The organism is Nocardia sp. CA-120079 (assembly GCF_050955745.1).
Taxonomy (GTDB): Bacteria; Actinomycetota; Actinomycetes; order Mycobacteriales; family Mycobacteriaceae; genus Nocardia.
In genome coordinates this window covers 7,327,602-7,351,025 of sequence record NZ_CP192088.1, presented here as the reverse complement: position 1 = coordinate 7,351,025, position 23,424 = coordinate 7,327,602, and the positions used below count along the sequence as shown (strand labels likewise).

Annotated in this window: 19 protein-coding genes; 12 read left to right on the top strand and 7 right to left on the bottom strand. The window is 63.7% G+C overall.

The annotated features are described in order from the left end of the window. Positions 1 to 80: 80 nt before the first annotated feature. Entirely contained in the window at positions 81 to 299 is a 219-nt protein-coding gene (locus ACQPYR_RS34015) for a hypothetical protein (RefSeq protein WP_433622941.1), read from the bottom strand. Between the two features lie 132 nt (positions 300 to 431). Between ACQPYR_RS34015 and ACQPYR_RS34010 the strand changes: the two genes are divergently transcribed. After that, a complete protein-coding gene (locus ACQPYR_RS34010) occupies positions 432 to 2,459 on the top strand; it encodes an MFS transporter (RefSeq protein WP_433622940.1) in 2,028 nt (675 codons plus the stop codon). On the opposite strand, the gene ACQPYR_RS34005 is transcribed toward ACQPYR_RS34010, so the two are convergent. Next, a complete protein-coding gene (locus tag ACQPYR_RS34005; protein ID WP_433622939.1) occupies positions 2,350 to 3,213 on the bottom strand; it encodes a hypothetical protein in 864 nt (287 codons plus the stop codon). The genes ACQPYR_RS34010 and ACQPYR_RS34005 overlap by 110 nt on opposite strands. Positions 3,214 to 3,391: 178 nt before the next feature. After that, positions 3,392 to 3,796, bottom strand: a complete 405-nt coding sequence (locus ACQPYR_RS34000; protein WP_433622938.1) for a hypothetical protein — start codon at positions 3,794 to 3,796, stop codon at positions 3,392 to 3,394. Positions 3,797 to 4,203: 407 nt separating this feature from the next. Between ACQPYR_RS34000 and ACQPYR_RS33995 the strand changes: the two genes are divergently transcribed. Then, positions 4,204 to 4,443: a hypothetical protein gene (locus tag ACQPYR_RS33995; protein ID WP_433622937.1), complete on the top strand. Its 240-nt coding sequence runs from the start codon at positions 4,204 to 4,206 to the stop codon at positions 4,441 to 4,443. Between the two features lie 91 nt (positions 4,444 to 4,534). Here ACQPYR_RS33995 and ACQPYR_RS33990 read toward each other — a convergent pair whose 3' ends face one another. Continuing rightward, entirely contained in the window at positions 4,535 to 4,693 is a 159-nt protein-coding gene (locus ACQPYR_RS33990) for a hypothetical protein (protein WP_433622936.1), read from the bottom strand. A 72-nt stretch (positions 4,694 to 4,765) separates the two neighbouring features. On the opposite strand from ACQPYR_RS33990, the gene ACQPYR_RS33985 reads away from it, so the two are divergent. From ACQPYR_RS33985 to ACQPYR_RS33965, 5 genes are all read left to right on the top strand, one after another. Further along, positions 4,766 to 5,113: a type VII secretion target gene (locus ACQPYR_RS33985; RefSeq protein ID WP_433622935.1), complete on the top strand. Its 348-nt coding sequence runs from the start codon at positions 4,766 to 4,768 to the stop codon at positions 5,111 to 5,113. After that, the gene (locus ACQPYR_RS33980) at positions 5,110 to 5,412 is read left to right on the top strand and encodes a WXG100 family type VII secretion target (protein ID WP_364357758.1); all 303 of its coding nucleotides are present in this window, start codon (positions 5,110 to 5,112) and stop codon (positions 5,410 to 5,412) included. The genes ACQPYR_RS33985 and ACQPYR_RS33980 overlap by 4 nt, the downstream gene beginning before the upstream one ends. 3 nt (positions 5,413 to 5,415) lie before the next feature. Continuing rightward, complete coding sequence (locus tag ACQPYR_RS33975; RefSeq protein WP_433622934.1) at positions 5,416 to 6,630, top strand: hypothetical protein; 1,215 nt, start codon at positions 5,416 to 5,418, stop codon at positions 6,628 to 6,630. Then, positions 6,627 to 6,968, top strand: coding sequence for a HEAT repeat domain-containing protein (locus ACQPYR_RS33970; protein WP_433622933.1), 342 nt, complete (start codon positions 6,627 to 6,629; stop codon positions 6,966 to 6,968). The genes ACQPYR_RS33975 and ACQPYR_RS33970 overlap by 4 nt, the downstream gene beginning before the upstream one ends. A 112-nt stretch (positions 6,969 to 7,080) precedes the next feature. After that, the gene (locus ACQPYR_RS33965) at positions 7,081 to 7,371 is read left to right on the top strand and encodes a hypothetical protein (RefSeq protein ID WP_433622932.1); all 291 of its coding nucleotides are present in this window, start codon (positions 7,081 to 7,083) and stop codon (positions 7,369 to 7,371) included. 76 nt (positions 7,372 to 7,447) lie between these two features. On the opposite strand, the gene ACQPYR_RS33960 is transcribed toward ACQPYR_RS33965, so the two are convergent. Then, positions 7,448 to 11,596: a TIR domain-containing protein gene (locus ACQPYR_RS33960; RefSeq protein WP_433622931.1), complete on the bottom strand. Its 4,149-nt coding sequence runs from the start codon at positions 11,594 to 11,596 to the stop codon at positions 7,448 to 7,450. Positions 11,597 to 11,854: 258 nt separating this feature from the next. Between ACQPYR_RS33960 and ACQPYR_RS33955 the strand changes: the two genes are divergently transcribed. Further along, entirely contained in the window at positions 11,855 to 12,124 is a 270-nt protein-coding gene (locus ACQPYR_RS33955) for a hypothetical protein (protein ID WP_433622930.1), read from the top strand. Between the two features lie 614 nt (positions 12,125 to 12,738). Here ACQPYR_RS33955 and fxsT read toward each other — a convergent pair. Beyond that, positions 12,739 to 16,542, bottom strand: a complete 3,804-nt coding sequence (fxsT, locus tag ACQPYR_RS33950; protein ID WP_433622929.1) for an FxSxx-COOH system tetratricopeptide repeat protein — start codon at positions 16,540 to 16,542, stop codon at positions 12,739 to 12,741. Between the two features lie 4 nt (positions 16,543 to 16,546). Further along, positions 16,547 to 16,933, bottom strand: a complete 387-nt coding sequence (locus ACQPYR_RS33945; RefSeq protein WP_433622928.1) for a toll/interleukin-1 receptor domain-containing protein — start codon at positions 16,931 to 16,933, stop codon at positions 16,547 to 16,549. Positions 16,934 to 17,115: 182 nt separating this feature from the next. Between ACQPYR_RS33945 and ACQPYR_RS33940 the strand changes: the two genes are divergently transcribed. The 4 genes from ACQPYR_RS33940 to ACQPYR_RS33925 are packed head-to-tail and all read left to right on the top strand — an operon-like array spanning position 17,116 to position 23,257. Continuing rightward, on the top strand, positions 17,116 to 18,417 hold the full coding sequence (locus ACQPYR_RS33940) for a toll/interleukin-1 receptor domain-containing protein (protein ID WP_433622927.1): 1,302 nt from the start codon (positions 17,116 to 17,118) through the stop codon (positions 18,415 to 18,417). Continuing rightward, positions 18,414 to 19,394, top strand: coding sequence for an AAA family ATPase (locus tag ACQPYR_RS33935; RefSeq protein WP_433622926.1), 981 nt, complete (start codon positions 18,414 to 18,416; stop codon positions 19,392 to 19,394). The genes ACQPYR_RS33940 and ACQPYR_RS33935 overlap by 4 nt, the downstream gene beginning before the upstream one ends. A 3-nt stretch (positions 19,395 to 19,397) precedes the next feature. Next, the gene (locus tag ACQPYR_RS33930; RefSeq protein WP_433622925.1) at positions 19,398 to 20,351 is read left to right on the top strand and encodes a hypothetical protein; all 954 of its coding nucleotides are present in this window, start codon (positions 19,398 to 19,400) and stop codon (positions 20,349 to 20,351) included. Continuing rightward, the gene (locus ACQPYR_RS33925; RefSeq protein ID WP_433622924.1) at positions 20,348 to 23,257 is read left to right on the top strand and encodes an AAA family ATPase; all 2,910 of its coding nucleotides are present in this window, start codon (positions 20,348 to 20,350) and stop codon (positions 23,255 to 23,257) included. Before ACQPYR_RS33930 ends, ACQPYR_RS33925 begins: the two co-directional genes overlap by 4 nt. The last annotated feature ends 167 nt before the right edge of the window (positions 23,258 to 23,424 follow it).

The window sequence follows — 23,424 nt, the reverse complement described above, 5'->3', positions numbered from 1 at the left end:
CCGGCTCGGGCGACCGAGCCGAACGATCTGTGCTGAGCCGCCAACCGTAGCCTGTATCTCAATATCCTCCGACACTACCCCTATGGGGCGATCTGCAGATTCCAGGCGGCGATCAGCAACTCACTACCTTCCATCGACGCCGTCACTCGACCGTCATTGTCGATCTCGATAGCGGCTTCATGGGCGACATCCGATTTGCGGTCCTGCTGCAGGCGTACCTGATCGGCGGGACGCATTCCGGCGACGACGTGGTCGGCGGTGTTCTGACTCGGCTGGCGGCCTGCATCAACAATGGGCATCCACCGCGCTAGCCACAAAGCGAAACCGGGTCCGGGAATAGGCGTGGCACGTCGACGAGATGGGACCAGGCCTTCGTGTTCGCGAAATCATCCGCTGCGACTCAAGCCATGGTGCGTTGGAGGCGTGAGGCGATGCTGACCACCGCCCTGGGCGGTATGGCTTACGGTCCAGGCTTGCAGATGTTGATCGGACGATTCGTTCCCGCCGATGGCCGCCACGCGAATGCCAAGATGCACACCGCTAGTCGCCTCGCGCTGATCCTTGGTCCACTGCTCGGTGGCGCGGTCGTGTCGCTGAGCGGCCAGCGGGGATTGCTGGCCTTCGACGCCGCGACGTTCCTGCTCTCGGGTGTCGCCATTACCGTCGTCTGCTTCCGCCCAGCGGCCCGCGAGCACCTGCGCCGCAAGCAGCACGCGGGGTCGATCGGGTTTGTCGACAGTCTGCGGTTCATGGTCGGCAACAGGGTAATTCGCTGGGTGCTGCTCGTCGGCGCGACGGTGAACATGCTGACCTCCGGGTTTGCCGTCCCTCGTCCCGTCAGGCCATGTCAAAACGGTCCGTTTATGGCTGACTCCATGGCAGGTTGTAACTCCATGGCGACCCGTACCGATCCGATCAATCGCAATCAACTGGAAGTTCTTCGGTGGGTGGACGCTGGGTGTCCGGATGGCGTAATGACAGGCAGCGCTTACAAGTTGACGGCGAATGCGCTCGAATGGCGTGGCTTGGTCGTGGTGTCGAAGAAGAAGGGGATCTGGCGGGCCGAAATCACCGAGGCTGGCCGGCACTACCTGCAGTACGGCCGCTACCCCGACGGTCACGGGACTAGAAAACCCTTACGGCAGCAAACAACCGCCCGCAGCGCGAAGGGCAGTCCGCCAGCCGCTTTCGAGACGACCACGGCGAAATCGCCGATACCGGATGACAAACCATCTGTAACGGCACGCCGCGCGCCGCCGGATGCGACGGCGCGCATATCGCTGGAGCGACGGACGGCCGCGCGGGACCTGATCGAAGAGTTGGTAGCGAATGAGCAGTTGGTGGTCCACCAGCCTGACGAATCGGAGGTCGCGCGGTGGCGGAGGACCGTGGACTTCGCTAAGCGGCACAAGATGGTTCCGGACGGACATCGTCTCGAGAAGCAACGCATGTATGGCGGCGATCTGCGGATCATGCTGGTGAAGGGGGTGCACTTCAATACCGCGGCGGCAGTCGGCCCGGCCCCTGCCGCCGAAGTGCCGGACAGCATCGAGGAGTGGCATACCTTGCTGGTCGACCTGAAGGACCCGAACGGTGCGTTTGAGGTATCGGCGCCGTTGGTTCCGCGTGTGTTGCGGTTCCTCCACGTGTTCCTAACCGAATGCACCAATCGCGGATGCGTCGTGCAGTGGGCAGAGGGTGTAAAGAACGGGATCCGGATCGAGGTGGAGGGTCTCGAGTATCGTCTGACGGTTGCCGAAGAGATCGAGAAACGTGACGTCCTGCCGTCTCCAGGCGAGTTGTCGGGGCGGAAAACGTATGCCTGGCAACGGGTTCAGGCCGAATCCCGGATGGTGCCCAATGGGCGGCTGGTGGTTTCACTGTTCAGTTCGCGCTGGAGCAACCACAAGTGGGCAGATCGTAAGCGCTGGACCATCGAAGACAAGATTCCGGCGATGCTGGCGAAGATCGATGATCGGGTCGCAGCGGAACGTGAGCGCCGAGCCGCTGCCGAACGAGATAGGAAGGAGCAAGAACGCCAACGGGAAGCTGCCATGGAACGCGCAACCAGCCGCTTTCGAGAAGATCGGAGGATCGCGGCGCTGGACGCCCAACTCGGCGATTGGGAGAAGGCCGCGATGATTCGCGAGTTCTGCGACGCATGCGAGAACAGCTCGACGGCCGGCCAGGATGCCACGGGGACAGACGCGTGGTTGAAGTGGTGTCGTGACTATGCAGACCGCATCGACCCGATGGTGCAAGGCGCGGTGGCTCCTGCCGAGAAGGAACCGAATCTCGACGACCTGCAACCCTATCTACCTCGGCACATGCAGAAATACACGCCGGGGACTAGCCAGGGGTCTCCTGCTGCCGGGCTTGCCGGAGGGTCTCTAGCGGGATACCCAGTTCCTTCTCAATGGCATCCGCGTCGGCGCTTTTGGCACGGCGGAGGGCGGTGATCGCACGCTCTATGAGCGTGCCGAGGCGGAGCACCTCGGCGCGCAGCGCGATGAGTTCGTCATGCCGGTCACGGGCCTCGGCGCCGCACCACTGCCGGACGAGATCACGGACGGGAACCCATCTCTGGCGTGTTTCGGCGCAGATTTCGGGAGATATCCAGTACTTTCCGCTTTGGTACCCGTAGCGACTTTCCCGTTGATCTCGTTGTTCGTCAGCATCGAGCTCGGCTAGCAGTATGTCGGCGTGCTTCTCCGCGATTCGACGCATGATCGTCTCGGACAGCCGCCATGGCAGGACCCAACGTCCTTCCTCCTCGATGAAGGCCAAGTTGTCATCGATCACGGCGTTGCGGTCCAGTTCGAGATCGGTGACGAGGATGTCGAGGTTCGAGATGCTCAGGATGCCGGAGGCGTGGTAGTCGAGTTCCTTGACCAGAGAGACACCGCGCAGGTTGTCGAACACCATGTGCCACGCGTCCTCCTCCCTCTCGGAAAGCTCTGACGCGGAATACACCGCCGACCATTGGCTTTGCCGACGCTGCCACGCATCCACGCCAGCCCACGGGACCTTGAGCCGGGCTGGTGGAACCCATTCCTGTCGGCCTTCAAACGCGTCATCGACGAATTTGATCTGTACTCGCGCAGGTTTGGTGGTGCTGAGGCGAACTACTTCGACGCATGTAACCGGGTCCGTCTGCTTTTGCCGGTAGGCCCACCGCTCGCCGATGGCCAGGTCACTCAGATCGCGAGGCATCGGGCACTCCCAAGAGACGACGGATTCGACACTGCCACTGTAGGTTTCGGTAGGCGTCCTATCCAGTACCAGCCGCGAGCGAGTGCTACAGCAAGCGCATCAAGGTTGTTTCGAGGAAACTGCGGGCCGAGGCTAGCCCAGTGCTGTTACTCGGATCGAGGGCACGGTCATGCGCCCGCTACCGAGCTCTTCCGTGAGTGTCTCGGGTGGGTATTCCGTGTTGGCGGAGTGCGGTCAGGATGGTGGTGTGGGCTACGCCGAGATGCTGTCCGACGCGGGTGAGGGACCATCCGAGCTGGTAGAGGTGGACGGCGGTCTCGACTTGGTCGGGGGACGGGCCGCGGCGGCGCATGGGCACATGGTGCCGGTGGAGGATGGTGCCGACCGTGCGCCGTTCAATACTGAATCGGGCGGCCAGTTCATACACGGTGGATCCGGTCTGGTATCCGGTGATCAGTTCCGCGATTCGGTCGGCGTCGAGTTGCCGTGCCCGTCGCGGTTTGGGCCGCTTCGCAGGCTGCTGGGCGGTTGTCGTGGTGTCGGGCAGCTTCTGGATCAGGGTCTCCAGGGCTTCTACCTGCATTTTCGTGTTGTAGTAAGGTCCCCCAAGGTCCACCATATGTTCGATCTTGCGCTCTGACCTGCGCGTTTGTGGTTCTAGTAGATCTCTCGCTCACTACGTGAGCGAGAGTTTTTGCAGGTCAAGAGCTTTTCGTTGGTTCTATTCTCGTAAGGGGTCGATGGCGTTCGTCTGCTGTCGGCTCACAGCGGGCCAGCGCATCCGTCGGGTTGTCGTGCCGGGAGCCTGCGGCGAGCTGCCATGTTGCAGCGGGTGGGACGACCGCAGCATCGCTGCCGTTCTCGGACGCACTTTCGGTACCAGCCTGCTCGGCTTGCGGCGGCAGGGGCTCGATCGTCCCGATACCGTCGTTGCCACCGTGTGTAGTGGGTCGATGGTCACTTTGGGATGGGTTAAGTCTGGAGCGTCGCATGGTCGTGCCCTCGGCGGGGCGCTACAAGGATGGGACCGGTCGTGAACAGTGGTTTTCATTGGGACCGTTAACGGTTGGAGCGGGTTTCGTCCGTCCGAAGCCGGATTGGCTTGTCTTCGCGGCAGCTGCGTTGGTTTCTGCCGCTCGACAGACCGGCACCGGATTGTGCGTGGCGCAAATCGCGATCGGCAGCGCTATCTCGCCGATGATCAGAACCACGATCGCGGCGGTGTGCTGATCGGTGTACGGACTGTCCATCCTGGGCGCATTCCGCGCTGAATACATATGTCCCGCAGGCATGGCGGCGAGCAGCGTGCCCCTGCAGTCGATCATCGGAATCGGCCGACGCTGGGGTCCGGGCCGACCGTCGTCGATTCCTCACGGCCCTCTTCCTCGGCGGCGAGGAGATTCTGGCCGGTTCGTGTGATGCGGGAGTGGACGGCACTGACCGGCACACTGCAGACCTTGGCCGCTTCTTGGTAGGTCAAGCCGATGTGGGGGACGGCGACGGCAGCACACCCAGTAGGCGTCTAACCGCAAGATAGGTAGTATTCGGCGGCATGAGCGACGGGGGTACGCCAGCTTCGGGACAAAACCTCTCGGTGGTACCCGAGAAAGTGCGCGAAGTGGGGGAGGAAGTATACGAGCTGTCCACCGCGATGCAGACCGCGCTGGCCTCAGCGGCCAGGGACGTCGAGTCGCTGGTCAACGGAACGTGGAAGGGCAACTTGGCCAACGAGTTCGCCGATGGCTGGAACGACATCCGCGACGGCGGTGGCCAGATCATCACCGCGCTGGCCGGGTTGGCCGAAAAGCTCGGGGTCACAGCCTCAACGTATGAAAACCTCGACGGCAGCAACGCGGAAGTGCTCTACAGCGCGAGTACGTCGAGCTTGGACCTGCCATGAGTTCAGAGGAGTTCGAGGTCGACCTGGACCACCTGGATGAGGTCGCGATCCGTCTGTCCGCCCTCGCCAGCGTTATCGCCGAACATCTCGATGCGATCGACGCCAAGGTCGCGACCTTGGCGGGAACGGGTTGGGACGGTGTTGCCGCGCAGGCATATTCGGACGCTCATCGTGAATGGGCTGCCGGGGCAAGAGAATTCGCCGAAGGCGCCCGCGATATCAGCGAGGTGGCGCGCAAGGCACACACCGGCTACACGACCGCGGTCGAGGAAAACTTGAAGATGCTCCGAGGGGGATGAGCGGTGAAGGTCAACTGGCGGACCTACTACGAGGCCGCCAAGCAATGCCACGACCTCGCCGGCGAGCTGCGGCACGCCGATAAACCCGTGCACGACGCGGTCAAAGGCGAGTGCGCAGGTATGGCCGGTGACGCTCCCGGCTGCAAACAGTGGGGCGAGGCGTACGACCGTTACACCCGGGACACGATGCAGACCTGCACCGACCTGGCCGATGCGCTCACCAATCTCGGCAACATTCTCTACGCCAACGGGTACAAGTACGGGAAGGCCGACAACGCCAACCCCGAAAGCCCGCCCCTGCAACAGGTATCCGAGTACAAGGTCACCATCCCGACCTCCGTTCATGACAACGGCGACGTCGACAAGCTGTCGAAGGCCGCCACCACGTGGAAGACCTTCTCCACCCACGCCACCATCACCGGCGCACCCGCGAAGATCGCCACGATCTCCGCGTTGTTCGACGACATGGACGCCACCGAGAACCGCACGATCATCCAGGAACATTTCGGCACACTGAAATCCAGCGCCGACCTCCTGGTCTCCGCGTCCACCAACGTCGCCGCCCCTGTCGCGGACCATCACAGCTCGACAGTCGAAGTCGGTGACTGCATCAAGACGGCGATGACGACCTTCGCCTGGGCTGTCGGGCTATTGGTCACCGGCGCCATCGTTGGTGCGATCTTCAGCTTCGGCGGGAGTATCGCTGTCGCCGGCGGTGGTGTCGCACTCGCGGTCGAGGACACGATCGCGACCCTGCGCGGCCTCTACACGACGAAACGTCTCTTCCAGATCCTCGAGATCACGCTGGCCGCGAGCGTCGCCGTCGGCGTCATCGACGCCTTCGGCAAGGTCCCCGATCTCACCGAGTCCCTCGCCAAGCTCGCGGCGATCATCGCGTTGAAGGTCGCAATCGATGGTGAAGAGAAGAAGCTGACCTTCGAGCCTTCTCCGAAACATGGTCCAGAGCAACGAGGTAACGCTGCGCCGGAGCCGACGCATCCGCAGGAGACACTCGACAAGTCTGTACAGATCAAGCCCACCTCCTCCCGCCGCGTAGGCTTGGACTCCGAAACTGGGGAGTTCGACGTGTTCGATGAGACGTATCCGGAATCGGGGATCTTCCATGGCCACAAACGTGCATGGGACGAGCTGACACAGGAGATGCAGAACGCCTTGATCAAGGCGGGCGTGGTGAACAGGAAGGGCAAGCCGCTGTGAGTACGTACCAAAGCCTCGAACCGATCGGCCGGGACGAGGCGATCGCGGTGCTCGATTCGGACGACAACCGGGCGGTTTCGCAGGCCATACTGCGGTTGGCTCTTCACGACCCTGATGGCGGATGGGTCACCGACCGCGCGCTCGCCCTGCTCGCGAATCCGGACCCCAATGTTCGCTCCGGTGCGGTGACGGCCCTGGGACACATCGCGCGTATTCACAGGGTCATCGATACCGACCGCGTCGTTCCTGCGCTACGCGAACTCGTCAACGACCCGATCATCGGTGGTCGCGTTGAAGACGCATTGGACGACATCACCATCTTCGGGGGACGGTCCTAGATCCCCAGCGCTGGTTGACAACAAGTAGGTACTGGCTGCCGGGGTGGGACATAAGCGAGCCAGCGGATATCCGAATTTTGTTCTGCTACCGGCACGGTCACCGGGACCGGCCGTGGCTATCACGCCTTGGGATTCCGCGGCGTTCGAGTGCCGACCGAACGGTGGTGTGGGCGACGTTCAACCGGTCGCCAATGCGGTTCAGCGACTCGCCGTGCTGGTAGCTGGTGACGGCGTCGATTTCGTTTTCGCTGAGTCGCCGTTGTTCCCGGATGTGGGTACCCGCGTCGCGCAGGATGGAGAGGATGCTGGCTTTGGTGAGTTGCCACTGGATGGCGAGCTGTTTGGCGGAGGCTCCGGCGTCGTATGCGGCAGCGATCTCGGTGCGCGGTGCGCGGTGCGCTGATCTTGATCTGAGAGTTCTGCTTCCAGGTGCTGATCCTCATCGGGATAACACTCTCACGCGACGGCGACAGACTTGATCAATCGGGGCTGATCGGCAGACCGGGACAAAGCTCGATGTAGGGCTGGTTCGGTATACGTATCCATTCGGCCCAGTCCCGATGGCTCATATTGGATGTGAGTTTGGCGCACAGTTTCTTCGGGTCGGCCTCGAAGACAGGCCACACTCGCACGTTGGTATCCCAGCTTCCGGAGGCGGCCAGCATTCCGTCCGGGCTGAACGCCACGCTGTATACGATGTTGGTATGGCCGGTCATCGGCTCGCCGAGCTGCTGTCCGGACTCGACGTCCCACAACCGCACGGTCTTGTCGTGGCTACCGGACACGATCCGCTTCCCGTCCGGGCTGAAGGCAACACTTCCCACTATGTCGCTGTGGCCGACCATGGGCTTGCCGAGTGGTCGTCCGGACTCGACATCCCACGCTCGCAGCGTGTTGTCACCCCTGCCGATGACGAATCGTTTCCCATCGGGACTGAATGCCATGCTGTACACAGACTGACCGTCGTTATCCAGCAGTACAACCTTTTGCCCGGATTCGACATCCCCCAACCGCACCGTTTTGTCAAGGACGGTCGCGACCCACTTGCCGTCCGAACTGAAGACCGTACTGTCCGCATCGCCCCTGCCTCCGGTCGCCAGTTCCCCGACTCTTCGGCCGGACTCGGCATCCCAGAACAGCAACTTCGTGTCGGAACTGGCGACGACACGCTTACCGTCCGCAGTGAACACCGCGTTCGGCACCCCGTTGCCAAGACCGGTAAGCGGTGCCCCGATCGCCCGCCCAGTGTCGATATCCCACAATCGCATCGTCCCGTCATAGGAGACAGAGACGGCTTTCCTGCCGTCGGGGCTAAAGGTCACATGCTTCACAGCTTCGGTGTGCCCGACCAGCGGATCCCCTATCGGTTGCCCTGACCCGACATCCCACAACCGCACGGTCTTGTCCTCACCGCCGGAAGCGATACGCTTGCCATCCGGACTGAACGCCACACTCGCAACGATTCCGTCGTGGCCGGTCAGCGGCTGCCCGACTAGATACCCCGGACCGGTATTCCATAACCGCACGGTCCCGTCGAGGCTGCCGGAGATCAACCGCCTGCCGTCCGGACTGAAGGCCACCTTCAGCACACCGGCTGTGTGGCCGATCAGCGGCTCTCCGATCAATCGCCCTGACTCGGTATCCCACAACCGCAGGATCCCGCCCCAGTCGCCCGTGACGACCGACCGCCCATCGGGACTGAACGCCACACTCGACACATAGTCGGTGTGCCCCGTCAACGGCTGCCCGATGGGCCGACCGGTTTCGGCGTCCCACACCCGGGCCGTCCTGTCGGAACTGCCCGAGACGACCCGCCGACCGTCCGGACTGAACGCCACACATCGGACGATGGAGGTGTGGCCGATCAGCGGCTGGCCGATCGGCTGCCCGGTTTCGGCATCCCACAACCGCACCGTCGCGTCGAAACTACCGGAGACGACACGCCGACCGTCCGGACTGAACGCCACACTCTCCACGGCGTTGGAGTGGCCGACCAGCGGCTGGCCGATCGGTTGTCCGGTTTCGGCATCCCACAACCGCACTGTCTTGTCCAATCCGCCGGTGACGACCCGCCGACCGTCCGGGCTGATGGCCACAGCGCCCTCAAGGCCGATATCGACGTTCAGCGGCTCGCCGATCGGTTGTCCGGATGCTATATCCCACACCCGCAGCGGCCCGCCCAGCCCATCGACCGTGACGGCTCGATGCCCATCCGGGCTCAACTGTTTGAACTGGCGCCCTGGCAGAAACCTGTCGGTGCCAGTGATCCGCGGCTGCTCGACTAGTTTGCCGGACTCGACATCCCAGATCCCCAACTTCACACTCAGGTCGCTGGTCACGACCCGACGCCCATCCGGATTGAACGTCACATCCCAGACTTCCGAACCGGTGTTTACGATCTTGGCTGTCTGTCGCCGCCCATACAAGGCTCCGACGAGCGCGCCCGCTGTCTCGGGGCTCGGTGCCAGAGTTCGTGCTGCGAGAATCTCTTGTAGTGCTCGAATGTCCCCACCGGATCGGCGATGCTCCAGCATGGCCTGAGCTTCGGCGACCAATTGCCGCCCGACCGCCTCGCGGGTGCGGGCCTCGGCCTGAACACTCGCGGCCTTCGCCTGATTGCTCGCGGTGCCAGCCTGCCAGAACCCCACTCCGGCCAGCCCTGCCACCACGACGGCGACGACCAGCAATGCCGTCAGCGCCTGAGCTCGGCGACGCAATGCCGTGAGGCGGTCCTGTTGGCGATGACGGGACGCGTGCAGGAATTCCCGGACGGGCTGGAGGCGTCGCCGATATTCCGTTTTCGCCGCGACGGTTTCGGCTTCGGCCAGTCGAGAACCTTCCAACAGCCAGGACTCGTCGCGGCCGTTGCGCTCCCAGCTGTCAGCGGCACGCTCGAGCCGGTCGGCTGCCTTGAGGTCGTCCGATTGCTCGCGCAGCCATGCGGCTAGCGAATCCCACTGCCGCAGCAGACTTTCCAATGCCACCTCGACGACCACCTCGCCGTCGCGGCGGTCCTTGACCAACAGTCGCTTGTCCACGAGCCCGTCGATCAGTTGATAGGCATCATCGGGGAGTTCGTCCCAGCGGGCGATGCGGCGCATCGGCTGATCGGTGTCGGGATCGACGGTCGCCAACGCCGGGATGAACGCCGAACGCAGCACCTTCAACTGACGCAGCCGGATATGCGGATCGGTGGCCAGCAGTGATTCGATCTCGGTGTGCACCACCCGGTCGATACCACCCATCGCGCTGTAGTTCTCGACAGTGAGTACTCCGCTCGTGGCGTAGTCGTCGTAGAGTCGCGATAGCGTCAATGCCAGCAGTGGCAGGGTGTCGGCGCCGTGATCGCCGTCAGTCAGGAGTCGATCCACCAGTTCCGGTTCGATGCGCAGCTGCGCACTGTCGTCGGCACGGGCCGCGGGGGCAGTGATGACCTCCTTGAACTGGGTCCGCGGCAACGGCTCGAGCGCATCGAAAACGAAGCGCGGCATAGCCTTCAGCTGCTCGGCATTCTGAAGTTGCTCGTAGCAATCGGTGCGGATGGTGACCGCAACTTTGATCGACACGTGCTGGGTGCCTGTGTCTTCCGGCTCGGCGACCAGCAAGCCGAGCAGCGTCAGGAATTGCTCGCCCTGCGCCCCGGCGTCGGCGACGAACAGCTCTTCGGCTTGATCGATAGGGAGCAACAATGTCGGCGCGGGTGTGTCGGAATCATCGGACGGCCACCTCTCTCGCGCGGCGTGCTGGATCTGGACGAGCAACTCACGTACGCGATCGACATCGGGCAGCGCGGATTTGATCCCCCCGAGTGTCGGGGTTGTCAGTCCGAGACGAGTGCGAGTGGAGTGCAGGACCGCGGCCAGGCCGTGCGCACCGGTCAGCGCACGACGTTCGGGGCGCATGATGTCCAGCACGAGGAAGTGTCGATCCTCCCGAGCCAGCCGCGGTAACAATCCCGCGCGCAGGAACGACGATTTCCCCGTCCCGGACGCGCCCAGCACCACGAACATCGCCTCGCCGCCGATCGACCGCATCCGCCGGACAGCTTCCAGACCCGCCTTGATCTGAACATCGCGCCCGAAATACACGGCGGCGTCCACGGCCTCGAAAGGACGCCAACCCCGGTACGGAGAGCGATCCGAATCCTTCGCGGGCGGCCACGGAAAGTTCTCGGCGCCAATCCCTGCATCGCCCAAGCCATCCAACAACCTGTACAAACCCTCGGTCTGCCATCGCATCGGCTCGCTGGCCCCACCGACCGGAACCTCGGTGACCGGACCTTCGCCGAACAGGTCGCACCGTTGCCATTCACGAGTCGGATCCGGATCGGTAATCGTTTCCAGCCGGGCAACAAAGATTCGCTTGCCCAAATTCACCGCCGTCAGGTATTCGGCAACGCACTCGGTTGAGGTGTGCCAATCCCGTGACGTCAGGCAGATCACCGCGTCGCAGCGCGCCAAGGCTCGACGCACGGCATCCCGCCACCGCACGCCCTGGCCGATCCCGGAATTCCTGTCCAGATCCAGAAAGATGTTGTCCGCCAATGCGGGGCGCTGGTCGACCAGCCATCGCATGAGTGCCACAGCCTGCACACTGTTCCGACTCGAATGACTCAAGAACAGTCGCATCGTCGTACACCCCTTGTTGGAGAGATCATCTCGCGCTGCCAACGCTACCTGTCAGCGGACGGCGGATGATGGCTTCGCAAAGTTGTTGGCGCCCTGAGGATTGGGAGTTTCCCAGGTAGTAGTCGATCACGGTTTCGGATGCGCTGACCTTGATCTGAGAGATCGGCTTTCGCATCTGGTGGACCTGAGCATCGAGCAGGTCACTCGGCGCAGGGCAACCTTACGGATTGATGCCAGCCTGGCGAATTCGACTCCCCGATGGTCGACCACCTCGAGCAGACTCGTACCCCGGAGAACCGCGCCCACACGCTCACCATCCCCAAGCGCGGCGTTCAGCAGATCGCGGCTGGCACTCTCGCCGGTATCGACCGCGGCCAGCGCACGATCGTTTCCGGTCGACAGGCCAAACTTCTGGTCAGCGCCCAGCGCATCGTGCCCGCCGTCGCAGAACTGATCGCCCGACGGCGGATCAAGGCCGTCTACGTGGGCCCAACAAGGTCTGATTGGCCGCCCTCGGCGGGCCAGTAGAGCAACGTGAGTGCCAGCAGAACGCTCGGCATCACATCGGCAATGCACCAAGCCGCGTCGGTCATCTTCATGGCAGTTGGCCATGGCTGTCGATTGTGCGGGATGGAGGCTCGCGACCGGTTACAAGCAATCCGGGGCATCGACCCCCGCTTCTGGGTCGATAGCCGAACGGCAGCTGGCGCGCCGTCACACGCTTTCGCGACCATGACGGAGACCGGTCAGGATTCAGATTCCGTGGTCGGGCAGGCGTGCCAGGGACTAGCGCTCAATCACCGCCGACCGGTTGATCGACGAGCTCGACCGTATCGCCGCGCAACGCGGCTACCGGCAGCGCTGCGTCAACGGTCCGGAGCTGGCTTGCTTTGCGATGCGGGGCTGGGCCGGCGAACGCGTCGGCCTGATCGCGTGGACGATTGGTTTGCTGCAATCACATGTCTCACCTACCTTGCAGGACTCGAAGACTGGAACGGAGTCGGTCGGTGGTCTGGTTTGCGGGGGTGAGAATTCGGCGGCGAAGGCGTCGGCTTCGCGTTCTTGTTCGGGGTCGCCGGGGGCGGCGTCGCGGTGCAGGAAGTTGCTCTGGCCTAGGCGCATACCGGTGCCCTCTGTGTGGATCACGTTTGGTTGGACTGGCCGAAATCGATGATCGGCCTAATCTGGGTGAGCTCGCCCTCCGGCTGCTCTCCCAGGTAGATGTCGGGAGCCGCCGTGCCCGATCTTTCCGGTCGTGCCGCCAACCGTCGGACGTCTTCGAGTTTTTTCCGCGTTTCGATCGACAGCGGATAGTCCGGACCGCACACCCGCTCGAGGTCCGCCAGCGCCACCTCGAAGGTCGCGATCGCCTTGTCGAAGCGTCGAGCCGCACGATAGGTGGACGCGAGATCGTAGCGCGTGCGAAGAGTTTCGGGATGATCTCGTCCCAGAACGCGTTCCCGGTCGGCCAATGTTCGCTTGTACAGCGCGGTCGCATCCTTGAACTCCCCGGCCCACTTGTATACACCGGCCAGATTGTTGCGTGAGGTCAGCGTGTCCGGGTGGTCCGGTCCGAGAATCCGTATGCGTGCGTCGAGCGTGCGTCGGTGCAGGGTGATCGCGTCGTAAAGGCGATCCGCTGATCGATAGGTCCCGGCGAGGTTGTTTTGAGAAGACAGGGTGTCGGGGTGGTCCGGTCCGAGTACTCGTACGCAATCGGCCAGGGTCCGTTCGTACAAGGTGATCGCGGCGGGCAGTCGTCCTGCGGATCGGTAGGCTCCCGCGAGGTTGTTCTGGGCGGTAAGCGTGTCGGGGTGGTCCGGTCCGAGTACTCGTACGCAATCGGCCAGGGTCCGTTCGTACAAGGTGATCGCGGCGGGCAGTCGTCCTGCGGATCGGTAGGCTCCCGCGAGGTTGTTCTGGGCGGTAAGCGTGTCGGGGTGGTCCGGTCCGAGTACTCGTACGCAATCGGCCAGCGTCCGTTCGAACAGCGGGATCGCCTCGCTGAGACGTCCGGTCGCCCAGTAGGCGCTGGCGAGGTTGTTCCGCGACGCCAGCGCATCGGGGTGATCCTCGCCGAATACGCGTTCCCGGTCGGCAAGTGTTTTCTCGTACAACGGGATTGCGTCGCCATCGCGCAACGCCGTGCGGTACGTGGCTGCCAGCTCGTCGCGGGAAGCGAAGGTATGTGGATGGTCTTGGCCGAGCACCTGTTCCCGTTCCGACAGCGTGTACTCGAACAACTGGATGGCCTCCGCCAGCCGCCCGACCGCCCGATAGGCCCCGGCAAGACTGTTCTGCGAAGTCAACGTATCTGGATGACCGGGCCCCAGCACGCGTTCGCAGTCTGCGAGAGTTCGCTCGTACAGCGCGATCGCATCGCTCAGGCGACCGCGGTGCCGAAGGGCTCCGGCGAGGTTCCTGCGCGCTGTGAACGTCTGCGGGTGGTCGGGCCCCAGGGTTCGCGTGAAGTCGGCGACGGCCTGTCGGGCGACATCGGCGGCCCGGGTGAGATCCGCGGACGCGCTCAGCTGACGTACCGCCCACGACCGTGCGACCGCGGCGCGTTCGACCGTTTCTCTCGGTGCGTCCCCGATCCCCGAGGCCCAGAGAGCTTCGATCTGGGAAACCAGGTGCAAGCCGAGCTCCTTGCGATTCCACGCATGCGATTCCTCGAACATGTGTGGTTCCAGGACATGCAACGCATCGGCATGCCATTCGCCGAGCGTGTCATTGGTGCTGGCCCGTTCCCGGACGACGCGGGCCAGCAGCCGATGCATGGTCAACATGTCGCCGGAGACCGACCAGGACAGCACCGAGCTGCGCCGGCAGTGCTCTATCGCGCCATACAGCGCCGGTGAAGGCGTTGCCGAATTGCCATGCCGATCATCGAGGGTGCTGAGCACATCGAGTCGGACGCCATCGGGCGACAGCACCGCCAGCATCGCGATCAACCGGGCGACCAAGCGGTCGGAACCGGAGATAACGGCATCGACCGACATCAACAACGCCGCGGCCGTCGAATCCCGATACTCGTGACCGGGAACTCGGAGCAGCACCTCCCGCACCGGATACCGTCGCAACTCGTCCAGGTAGTGCGAGTATTCGCGGGTGCGGTGCTGGCGGATGTTGGCCGCCGCCGCGGCCAGTGCCAGCGGCAGATCCCCCAGCTCGGCCGCTACTCCCGCAGCGCCGATCTTGTCGTCCAGGCCGGTCCGCGCCCGCAGGTATTCCACCGATTCGGCACGCGTGAACTGAGTGATCTCGACGACTTCTCCGAGCTCGGTGAAGGCCGCGTCGGTACTCGTGATCACCACCCGGGTGCGTCCCAGCGTGGGCAAGAGCGGCAGTAGTTTATCCGGATCGGCTGCATTGTCGAATACGATCAACGAATCCCCCGGCCACGACGCCAGCCGTTCGCGCAGTCTCGCCGCGGACACCGCCGAATCGCCCTTGGGATCCTGAACCCCCACGGCTGCGGCGATTCTGGCGAGATCCGCGACGGCGGTGCCGACGCTTTCCGCATTCACCCAGCCGACCAAGCCGCGCCGATCCTGAATCCAGGACCGTGCGTAGGCCGCTGCCACATGAGTCTTCCCGACTCCGCGCATACCGGTGACCGCGCAGACCACCGCGACCGGGGAAGCCGACAGTGTTTCGGCTAGGCGAGTTTCCGTCGATCGCACGATGAACGCGGGTGGTGCGGCCGGAAACTTTCCGACTACGATGCTCTTCTCGCTCGCCTCGCGGGCCACGAGCGTCGGATCCGGGCGGGGCCACAGTGTGACGGTGATGAAGCCCTGGTCCTGTTTGACGAGTGGAGGCCGCGCTCCGATCGCGGCGCAGTCCTGCAGAACCGTCGGGATTCCGCTGCCATCGGCTTCCACCAAACTGATCCAGGACACGATGCTCGCCAGCAGATGATTGCGTTTCTTCGATTGTCCGACGAGAGTTGACAATTCGCGTTGCACGCCATCGGTGAGATCGCGATCGATCCATACGCCGGGACTGGATACTTCGAGTCGGTCCTGGAAGATCCGGACGTGCACCCAGGCATCCATGGCCGAGTAGTCGCGGTGCACCACCGCGTTCGCGATGAGCTCGCGGACCGCGAGCATCGGATACTCATAAACCGGCCGCGCGGCCGCCTGTTCGCTGCTGGGGAGTTCGCCGCGTCGGACGTGCCGGGCGACGAATTCCCTTGCGGCGACGATCTGATCGGGAACCGTGCCGCCGAAGCGCTCGCGTTCGCGCGGCGCGGCTTGGTTGAGGCCGTAGTACCGCATGCATTGCACCTGCGCCGCCGGAAACATCAGCGCGGGTCGCTCGCCGAAGAGCAGGACGCCAGTGCCGGTGAGCTGTCCCTCGTCGATCAGCGCGGCGCGTTCGAGGAACTCGCGCGGACTCAGCATCGCCGGATAGACGGCTTCGACCTCGGGCCGCAGGTCGCCGCGGAAACGCCGCAGTGCGTCGAAGTCGAAACCGGTCGATGTCCGAAGACGATCGGTGTATTGGCTGTCGGATCTCGGAATCGATTGGAGGACAGTGAGTTTCGGCGGAAACCGTTGAGCGAGCGCGCTGATCAGGTCGCGAACACCCTGGGCGGGATCCAAGTCGAACCTGGCCACCTTGGTGTCCGCAGCCAGCTGCTTGACATGTGCCCGGCCGTCCATCTGCACCACGAACACCCGATTATCGCCGTTCGAGTGTGCGGCATAAGCGATTTGGTTTGCCCAATTGCTGCCGACGGCTTTCATGGTGCCGCATACGACCAACGGCGCGCCGGTCATCAACAGGTTTGTCACCGACCAGATTTGGGACTCACCGACGGCGACGGTGCCCGCATGGGTCACGTCGTAGCCTGCCTCGCGCAACGGACCTGCGAGTTGCTCGGCGAAGGTTTCCTCTCCCTCGGCGCACAGGACGTAAACCGCTTGCCGTTTCACCGATTCACCTCATTGCGGCGCACAAGGCGTCGATTCCCGCGGCCCAGTCGGCGACGAGATCGGCATATTTGATACCGGCAAGAATGGCAGGCGGTTCACCGCCAGTCAGCTGCACCGGCAGCACTTTGATGTCGGCCCCGCCGAGTTGGCGAGCCAACGCCGACATCCATTCCTGGCTCATCCACGGGCTCAACGATCCGGCGGCGGAGTAACACAGCACCAAATAGGTTGCCCCCGCTAGACCTTCGTTGATCTTCGCGACGATCGAATCGCCGACACCGATCGTCCAGACATCGAGCCACACCGTGTGCCCCCGATTGCGGAGTTCGTCGGCGAGTCGCTCCGCCGCTACCGAATCGGCCCCACGATGGCTGACGAAGACATTGCTCATCGGTCCTCCCGAACCCCGCGCCTCTTGCAAAGATAGCTCGGTCTTGGCTCGCGGTGTGCCAGAAGATCCGATCGATTCATGGTGCGTACATCGCCGCGATCTGCGACGCTGAATGCGGGTGCGACGCGAGCGCGGCGGAGTGGAAACGGTGGGGCGACCAAGTGATCGAAAGTGACTGACCTGTGCTGACAACGGTCTTCATCAGTCACAGTTCCAACGGCGACGATTTCGCCGGGCGGGTGCGCGATGCGGTGCGGTCGCGCCTGGGCGAAAAGGGCTACGACGTCTTCGTCGATATGGAAGCGCTGCGGCCCGGCCAGGAGTGGAGCTCGGTGCTGTACAGGCGGCTCGGGGAGTGCCACGCGGCGGTGATCCTGCTGAACGAGAAGGCTTTCCGATCGCCATGGGTTCGGCGCGAGGTCAACATCCTGCTGTGGCGTCGCGCGCTCGGCGCGCCGCTGCACATCGTGCCCGCCTTCGTCGGCAACATCAAGGCGTCGCTGGTGGGAACTGCGGGACTGAGCGAGCTCGAACCCATCCAGATCGCGCGCTCGGCCATGCGCGATGACAGTGACGACGCCGTCGACGTCATCGCTCGGACCATTGTCGACAGATTCGTGGAACTCGGTCCACAGCACGATGATTCGCCGATGCGGGACTGGATCAAGAGCATCGCGGAATGTTTGAAGTACACCTCGGAGATCGATGCCCTGGTGGGAGCCGCCAGGCATCTGCGCGTCGATGACGATGTGCTCGATCAGGTCCGGCTGCCTGATGGCCACATGTTTCTGGCCCATCAGTTTCTGGCGCACCAGTTCCTGAATCAGGTTCCCGCCGAACATGATACGTACTGCGCGGTCCGCCGAATCGCGAGCTTCACCCAGGTGGAATGGCTGCGACGGCTCGTCGCGCTCATCGCCCCGACCTGGGTCGACGGTGAAGCGGCGCGACAACTGCTGGTGGCTCAGCAGGGTGTCCGCTTGATCGCACTCAACGCGCACGCCCCACGAACCGCTGAGCACTACATTATGCGGGCCACCTGCTCCGCGCCGATCTATCGGTACGAGTTCGTCTCGATCCAAACTGGCGAGGCGCTCGTCGAGGAGTTTCTCCGGCAATGCGACCTCGCCGTCGCGCGGCTGCTCCGGCTTCCGCCGGGCTTCCCGTTGGCGAAGGCACTGGAGATCCGAGAGGCACGCGGCGAGGTCAACTTCTTCCTCATCGTCAATCCCGCGACGGCGCCGATGGATCACCTCGCCCGGCCGGTTCATGCCGCGCAACAACGCTATCCGTGGCTGCCGTTCTTACTGCTCACCGGTGGGACGCAGGCAACCGAGCACGATCTGGATCGCTGGAATCTGCGCGATGCGTTCGTGCTGCCTCCGCTCAGCTACGAAGACGAACTGACCGGTCACCAGGTGGTGGCCCTGCTGACCGACCTACCGAAGCAGCTTCTCGGCGACATGATGGGTGGTGCCGCATGAACAACAACGATTCCAGCTCGGACGGCCGCGTGCTGGACGGACCAGACCGCCGCGACGGACTGGTGTACATCATGTCCGAGTACGTCGACTTCGCGGTCCGGGTTGCGCTGGCGACTGGGCGTCCGTTGCTGCTGCGCGGCGAACCGGGTTCCGGGAAGTCGTCGTTGGCCGCCTTCATCGCCCGCGAGCGGCGCTGGCGGTACTACGAACACGTCGTCACCTCCCGAACACAGGCTCGCGACTTGCTCTGGACCTTCGACAGCGTGCGCAGGCTCGGCGACGCACAAGCGCGAAACCCGGCCGGTGCCGTACTGAACGACTCCTCCTATATCGAGCCCGGCGTGCTCTGGTGGGCGTTCGCCAGGGAATCGGCCCGTCGACGTGGTGCGGACCTGGACCAGATGGCAATAGACGCAGTCGAACCGAACGCAATGATGAACGCGGACCGCTCCGCCGACCATGCTGTTGTCCTGATCGATGAGATCGACAAGGCCGAGCCAGACGTACCCAACGGACTGTTGGTACCGATCGGATCGAACGAATTCGTCGTCACCGAAACAAATTCGGTCATCCGCAAGGAACCGCCGCGGGCGCCGATCGATCCGGGCCTGAGCCGCCATCTGGTGGTAGTCACCACGAATGAGGAACGTGAACTGCCCCAAGCCTTTCTGCGCCGATGCGTGGTGCTTTGGTTGGACGAGCCCGGCCCGAAGCATTTGGTGGACATCGCGCGTGCCCATCTCAAAACCTACGACGGCGGATTCACCAAGGCCGATAAGCAATTGGCAGACGAACTCGCCGCAGTGCTGATCAAACTCCGAGTGTCGGCACGGGACAAGCATATTCGAGCTCCGAGCACCGCCGAATATCTGGATGCGCTGCGCGCCTGCCGAGAGCTGGGCGTCACCGTCGACAGCGACCAGTGGGCGCAGCTGCGCAACCTGACCCTGCTCAAACCGCAGCAGCCGAAGTGGTGACCTATGGGTAGCGATATTTGGTTCGGTGATGTGGTTCGCGCGATCGGCATGCTGGTGCCGCGGTCGGACCGCGAGCGCGAGATGATATACCGGCTATTGGGGTTCGATGTTTCGGCGCCGGTGAACGAGGGTTCGCCCGGACATACCCCCATGCCGGATCCCGCTGCGGCCAGGGATATGCGGCTTGCGAGCTCGCCGGAAGCCCAATTCGATGCCGGACATGAAACATCCGCCGCGCCGGTGTCGCTGGTCCCGTTACTGGAGCCGATCGCTCAGCGCCGGGTAATCGACCGAATATGGAATGTGCAGCCGTTGCCTGAAGCCACCGCGGCCCACCTCGATTCTGAGCTGCCGCATGAGCCGCTGCTTGCGCCGCGCTCCGCGGCGGCCATGGTCGAAGCCTCGGTGGCGCGACAGGCGGAGGAAGGTCCGCCGGATGTCGATGCCGTAGTGGATGCGTTCGCACGCGGGCTGCCAGTGCAGCACGTGCGCCGCGAACCGAGGTCGACGATGCGTTTCGGCGTGCAGGTGCTCGTCGACATCGGCCAGGGTATGGCGCCGTTCGCCCGGGACCAGGTCGAACTCGTCGAACAGATCTCCTCGCTGGTCGGGCGGGAACGAACCAGCGTGCAGTACTTCGCGGACGCTCCGTTGCGCGGCGCCGGTCTGGGACCCGGCTGGACCTGGGGCCCGTACACGCCACCCGATCCGGGGACATGCGTGGTGATCCTGTCCGATCTGGGCATCAGCGGACCAGCGCTGTTCCACCACCGGAGCACCGTGCGCGATTGGGCTCAACTGACTGAACTTGTCGGCCAACGTTCCTGCGAGACAGTCGCTTTCATTCCCTATCCGCGATCGCGGTGTCCGCATTCACTGCTATCGCGCATGTCGGTGATCACCTGGGATCGCAATACCACCGTCGGAGCGGTGTTTGCGGCGCGGGTACGGCGATGAAAAGCGCTCCGCCGCAGATCTTTCCGATGTTATCTGCGGCCGTCGAGGACTTGGCCACCGCGTTGAGCGTCGCGGTGCGGATCGAACCCGAACTGATCCGTGCCGTACGGCTGCGGGTGCTGCCGTATCTGGACGTCGGAGTCGAGGCGGATTTGTGGTTCAGCGAGGTCGTCGATCGGCAGCCCGGCAGCATCATTCTCGAACGCGAAGCGCGAAACAGGTTGCGCGAACGGCTCACAACGTGGATCGTCCGCGCCGAACCGGCCGATGGGGTCCGGCAGATCTGGTCGATCATCGCCGAAGTACACGCCCGGACATCGCCCGCGCTGTTGCTGGAGGAGCACGTGACGTGGCTGGCGATTTCGGGCAAGACGGGGGCGCCGATCGAGCGAGAATTGCGGCGGGCACTGTATGCCCTGGTGCACGAGGGGCGATCGGGTATCGCCGACTGGTTCGCGGGGGCATGGGATCGGATGCCCGCTCAGGCGCGGACGACGAAGACCGCGTGGTTGCTTCGACAGACGAGCCGGGTCACCGTTCCCATCGCCCAAGTGGGGAGGCAGGATTCGGCCGACGTCACGCTGGCGGATCTGGCCGATATCGTGTCGTTTCTGCCGGATGTGACATTGCCTGTGCGTCGGGACGGGCTAGTTCTCGAAGTCGGTGCGCTTGCGGTCGGACCCGATGTCAGGTCGATCCTGGTGCCCGACACCGATCCTCGGATTCTCGAGGTGTTGCCGTCGGATGGGTCGCGGCGTGCGTCGACCACCTTGACGGTACGAGCCGGGGAGGTCGCCCGGGTGGCCATCGGGCCGGGCCCGGTTCAGCTCGGTACCGCGCGTGGGGCTGTGTACCTCGTACCGGACGACAAGCCGAGTCGGCGTACGGTGCCGATCGAACCGCCGGTTTCGGCGTTGCCGAGTTCGGATAGCTCTAGGGCGGCGGAAGTCGTTCTCGCTGAACTCGATTCGCTGGTAGGGCTCGCCGAGGTCAAGACCGCGATCCGCGATCTCGCGGTGCAGCTGGGTTTGGTGCACCAGCTATCTCACGAGCCCGCCGGGCCGCCGCACCTGCTGTTCATCGGGGGGCCAGGCACCGCCAAGACTACGGTCGCTGAACTGATAGGCCGCCTGTTTGCTGCGCTCGGCCTCCTCACCCGCGGACATCTCGTCGTGGCGACCCGAACGGACCTGGTCGGTGTTCATCACATCGGACAGAGCACGAACGAGACCCGGGAACGCGTGCTGGAAGCCCTGGACGGCGTGCTCTTCATCGATGAGGCATACGAACTCGCGCGCACCGGCTTCGAGCGGGAGTCCCTGGATACGTTGCTCAGTCTGATGGAGGCCCATCGGGGCCGGTTGTCGGTCATCTTCGCGGGCAATTCGCATCGGATGGGCGAATTCTTGTCCGGCAATCCCGCAGTGGCGTCGCGCTTCCCGCATCGCATCGAGTTCGCCGACTACACGGTGCCCGAGCTTGGTTTGATCTTCGCGCGGATGGCGGAGCAAGAGGGATTCGGGCTCGAGACGGGCGTGCAGACAATGGCGGAGCACTGGCTCGAGGACTGCCGCGTCGCCGAAGGTGAGAACTTCGGCAACGCCAGGGCAGTGCGCCGCCTGCTCAGCTTGATCGAAGCCGGTGTCGCCCTTCGGCAGGGGCAGGGGCCTACGTACGGCACGCTGATCTTGCGGGAAGACGTGCCGAACCCGGTTGCCACGGAGATCGTCCGCGAGCGAGCGCTCCGCACTCGCCGTCGCAGAATCGGAGTGGTCGATGATCATCGCGACCTGGTCGGAGGAGCCCTCGCACGCCGGCTCGCGTCGGACCCGGAACTGGAAGTGGTGGCAGCTGAAGCGTCAGAGGAAGAACTGCTCTCCGCTACGACGAGCCTCGACCTTGTCGTCATGGATATTCAGGGCCATGACACGACACTGACCGAGCGCATGCAGAAGATACTCGACGCCGGTATCGCCAATATCATGATCTATACCCATGGTGGTAGTCCCTCCGATTTGCTGGCGGCGGTCCGTGGCGGTGCCCTGGCGATAGTCAGGAAGTCCGATCCTTGGGATTTCGTTGTCGCGGCCATCCGCTCGGCGTCCTCGGGAGAGCTGGTGGCATCCGCGGACTGGGCGATCGCGATCGAATCCGATGACCTCGATGACCTCGAGCTCACCGAGTCCGAGTGGCAGGTTCTGCACCTGTTCGCCTCGGGTGAAGGTGTGAGTCGGATTGCGCGGCAATTGGAAATCACACCTGACGCGGTACAGCGCAAGGTCAAGAGTATCCGAGCGAAATATATACTGGCACTGACATATTCGTCCGATTCGGGTGCCCGGATCGCCCGGGAGCCGGAGTTCGGATCCGAGCCCGATCCGGGGTGGTCCACTGATTCGCCTGGTCACGGCGTCACGTATCCCGAGACATTCGCGGGTCGACTGAACATCCTGATCGACACGTTGCACCCGCCAGGACAACCGCCGTACACCGATGCCTATATCGCCGCCGCGTTGACCCGTCGCGGCCACCCGATCTCCGAGGAATACCTGACACAGCTACGAGACGGCCAGCTCAGCACTACATCGGACGAAACGATCTCGGCATTGTCGAAGTTCTTCCGGGTCAATCCCAAGTATTTCCTCCGCGAGAACCCAATAGGAACCGACTTCGACTATCTGCGGATAGCCAGGCTCGAGGGATACGCAGTGCGCGGGTTGTTAGCGCGCGTCATAGAACTCAGCGACGAGTCCCGGACGCTACTGATCTCGATGGCAGAAAAACTGCGCACTACCGAGGGATTGGCCGGGATCACCTCCGACTCGTTCATCGAGGTCGTCGAGGACGACGATTCGCTAGATGATCCAGAGGGGGCTGGAGGCGACAAAGGGGACTCCGGGCATTAGTTGTATTGAGCGGAGCGATCGAAGCGGCACTATCGGTCGGCCGCCCTAGCTGGTGTTCATCGGCATGTTGCCCTCACGGAGCGCGATACCGGAACTTCGGTGGGTCGTCGCCCGTTACCTAGGTCCGGCGAGCTTCGCCCAGTGCTTACTCGACTTTGTGAGAAGAC

Coding starts and splice junctions, on each gene's coding strand:
- ACQPYR_RS33995 (WP_433622937.1), top strand. CDS start 4,204: ATGGTCGTGCCCTCGGCGGGGCGCTACAAGGATGGGACCGGTCGTGAA.
- ACQPYR_RS33935 (WP_433622926.1), top strand. CDS start 18,414: ATGAACAACAACGATTCCAGCTCGGACGGCCGCGTGCTGGACGGACCA.
- ACQPYR_RS34005 (WP_433622939.1), bottom strand. CDS start 3,213: ATGCCTCGCGATCTGAGTGACCTGGCCATCGGCGAGCGGTGGGCCTAC.
- ACQPYR_RS33985 (WP_433622935.1), top strand. CDS start 4,766: ATGAGCGACGGGGGTACGCCAGCTTCGGGACAAAACCTCTCGGTGGTA.
- ACQPYR_RS33955 (WP_433622930.1), top strand. CDS start 11,855: ATGGTCGACCACCTCGAGCAGACTCGTACCCCGGAGAACCGCGCCCAC.
- ACQPYR_RS34015 (WP_433622941.1), bottom strand. CDS start 299: ATGCCCATTGTTGATGCAGGCCGCCAGCCGAGTCAGAACACCGCCGAC.
- ACQPYR_RS33945 (WP_433622928.1), bottom strand. CDS start 16,933: ATGAGCAATGTCTTCGTCAGCCATCGTGGGGCCGATTCGGTAGCGGCG.
- ACQPYR_RS34010 (WP_433622940.1), top strand. CDS start 432: ATGCTGACCACCGCCCTGGGCGGTATGGCTTACGGTCCAGGCTTGCAG.
- ACQPYR_RS33925 (WP_433622924.1), top strand. CDS start 20,348: ATGAAAAGCGCTCCGCCGCAGATCTTTCCGATGTTATCTGCGGCCGTC.
- ACQPYR_RS33960 (WP_433622931.1), bottom strand. CDS start 11,596: ATGCGACTGTTCTTGAGTCATTCGAGTCGGAACAGTGTGCAGGCTGTG.
- ACQPYR_RS33930 (WP_433622925.1), top strand. CDS start 19,398: ATGGGTAGCGATATTTGGTTCGGTGATGTGGTTCGCGCGATCGGCATG.
- ACQPYR_RS33980 (WP_364357758.1), top strand. CDS start 5,110: ATGAGTTCAGAGGAGTTCGAGGTCGACCTGGACCACCTGGATGAGGTC.
- ACQPYR_RS34000 (WP_433622938.1), bottom strand. CDS start 3,796: ATGCAGGTAGAAGCCCTGGAGACCCTGATCCAGAAGCTGCCCGACACC.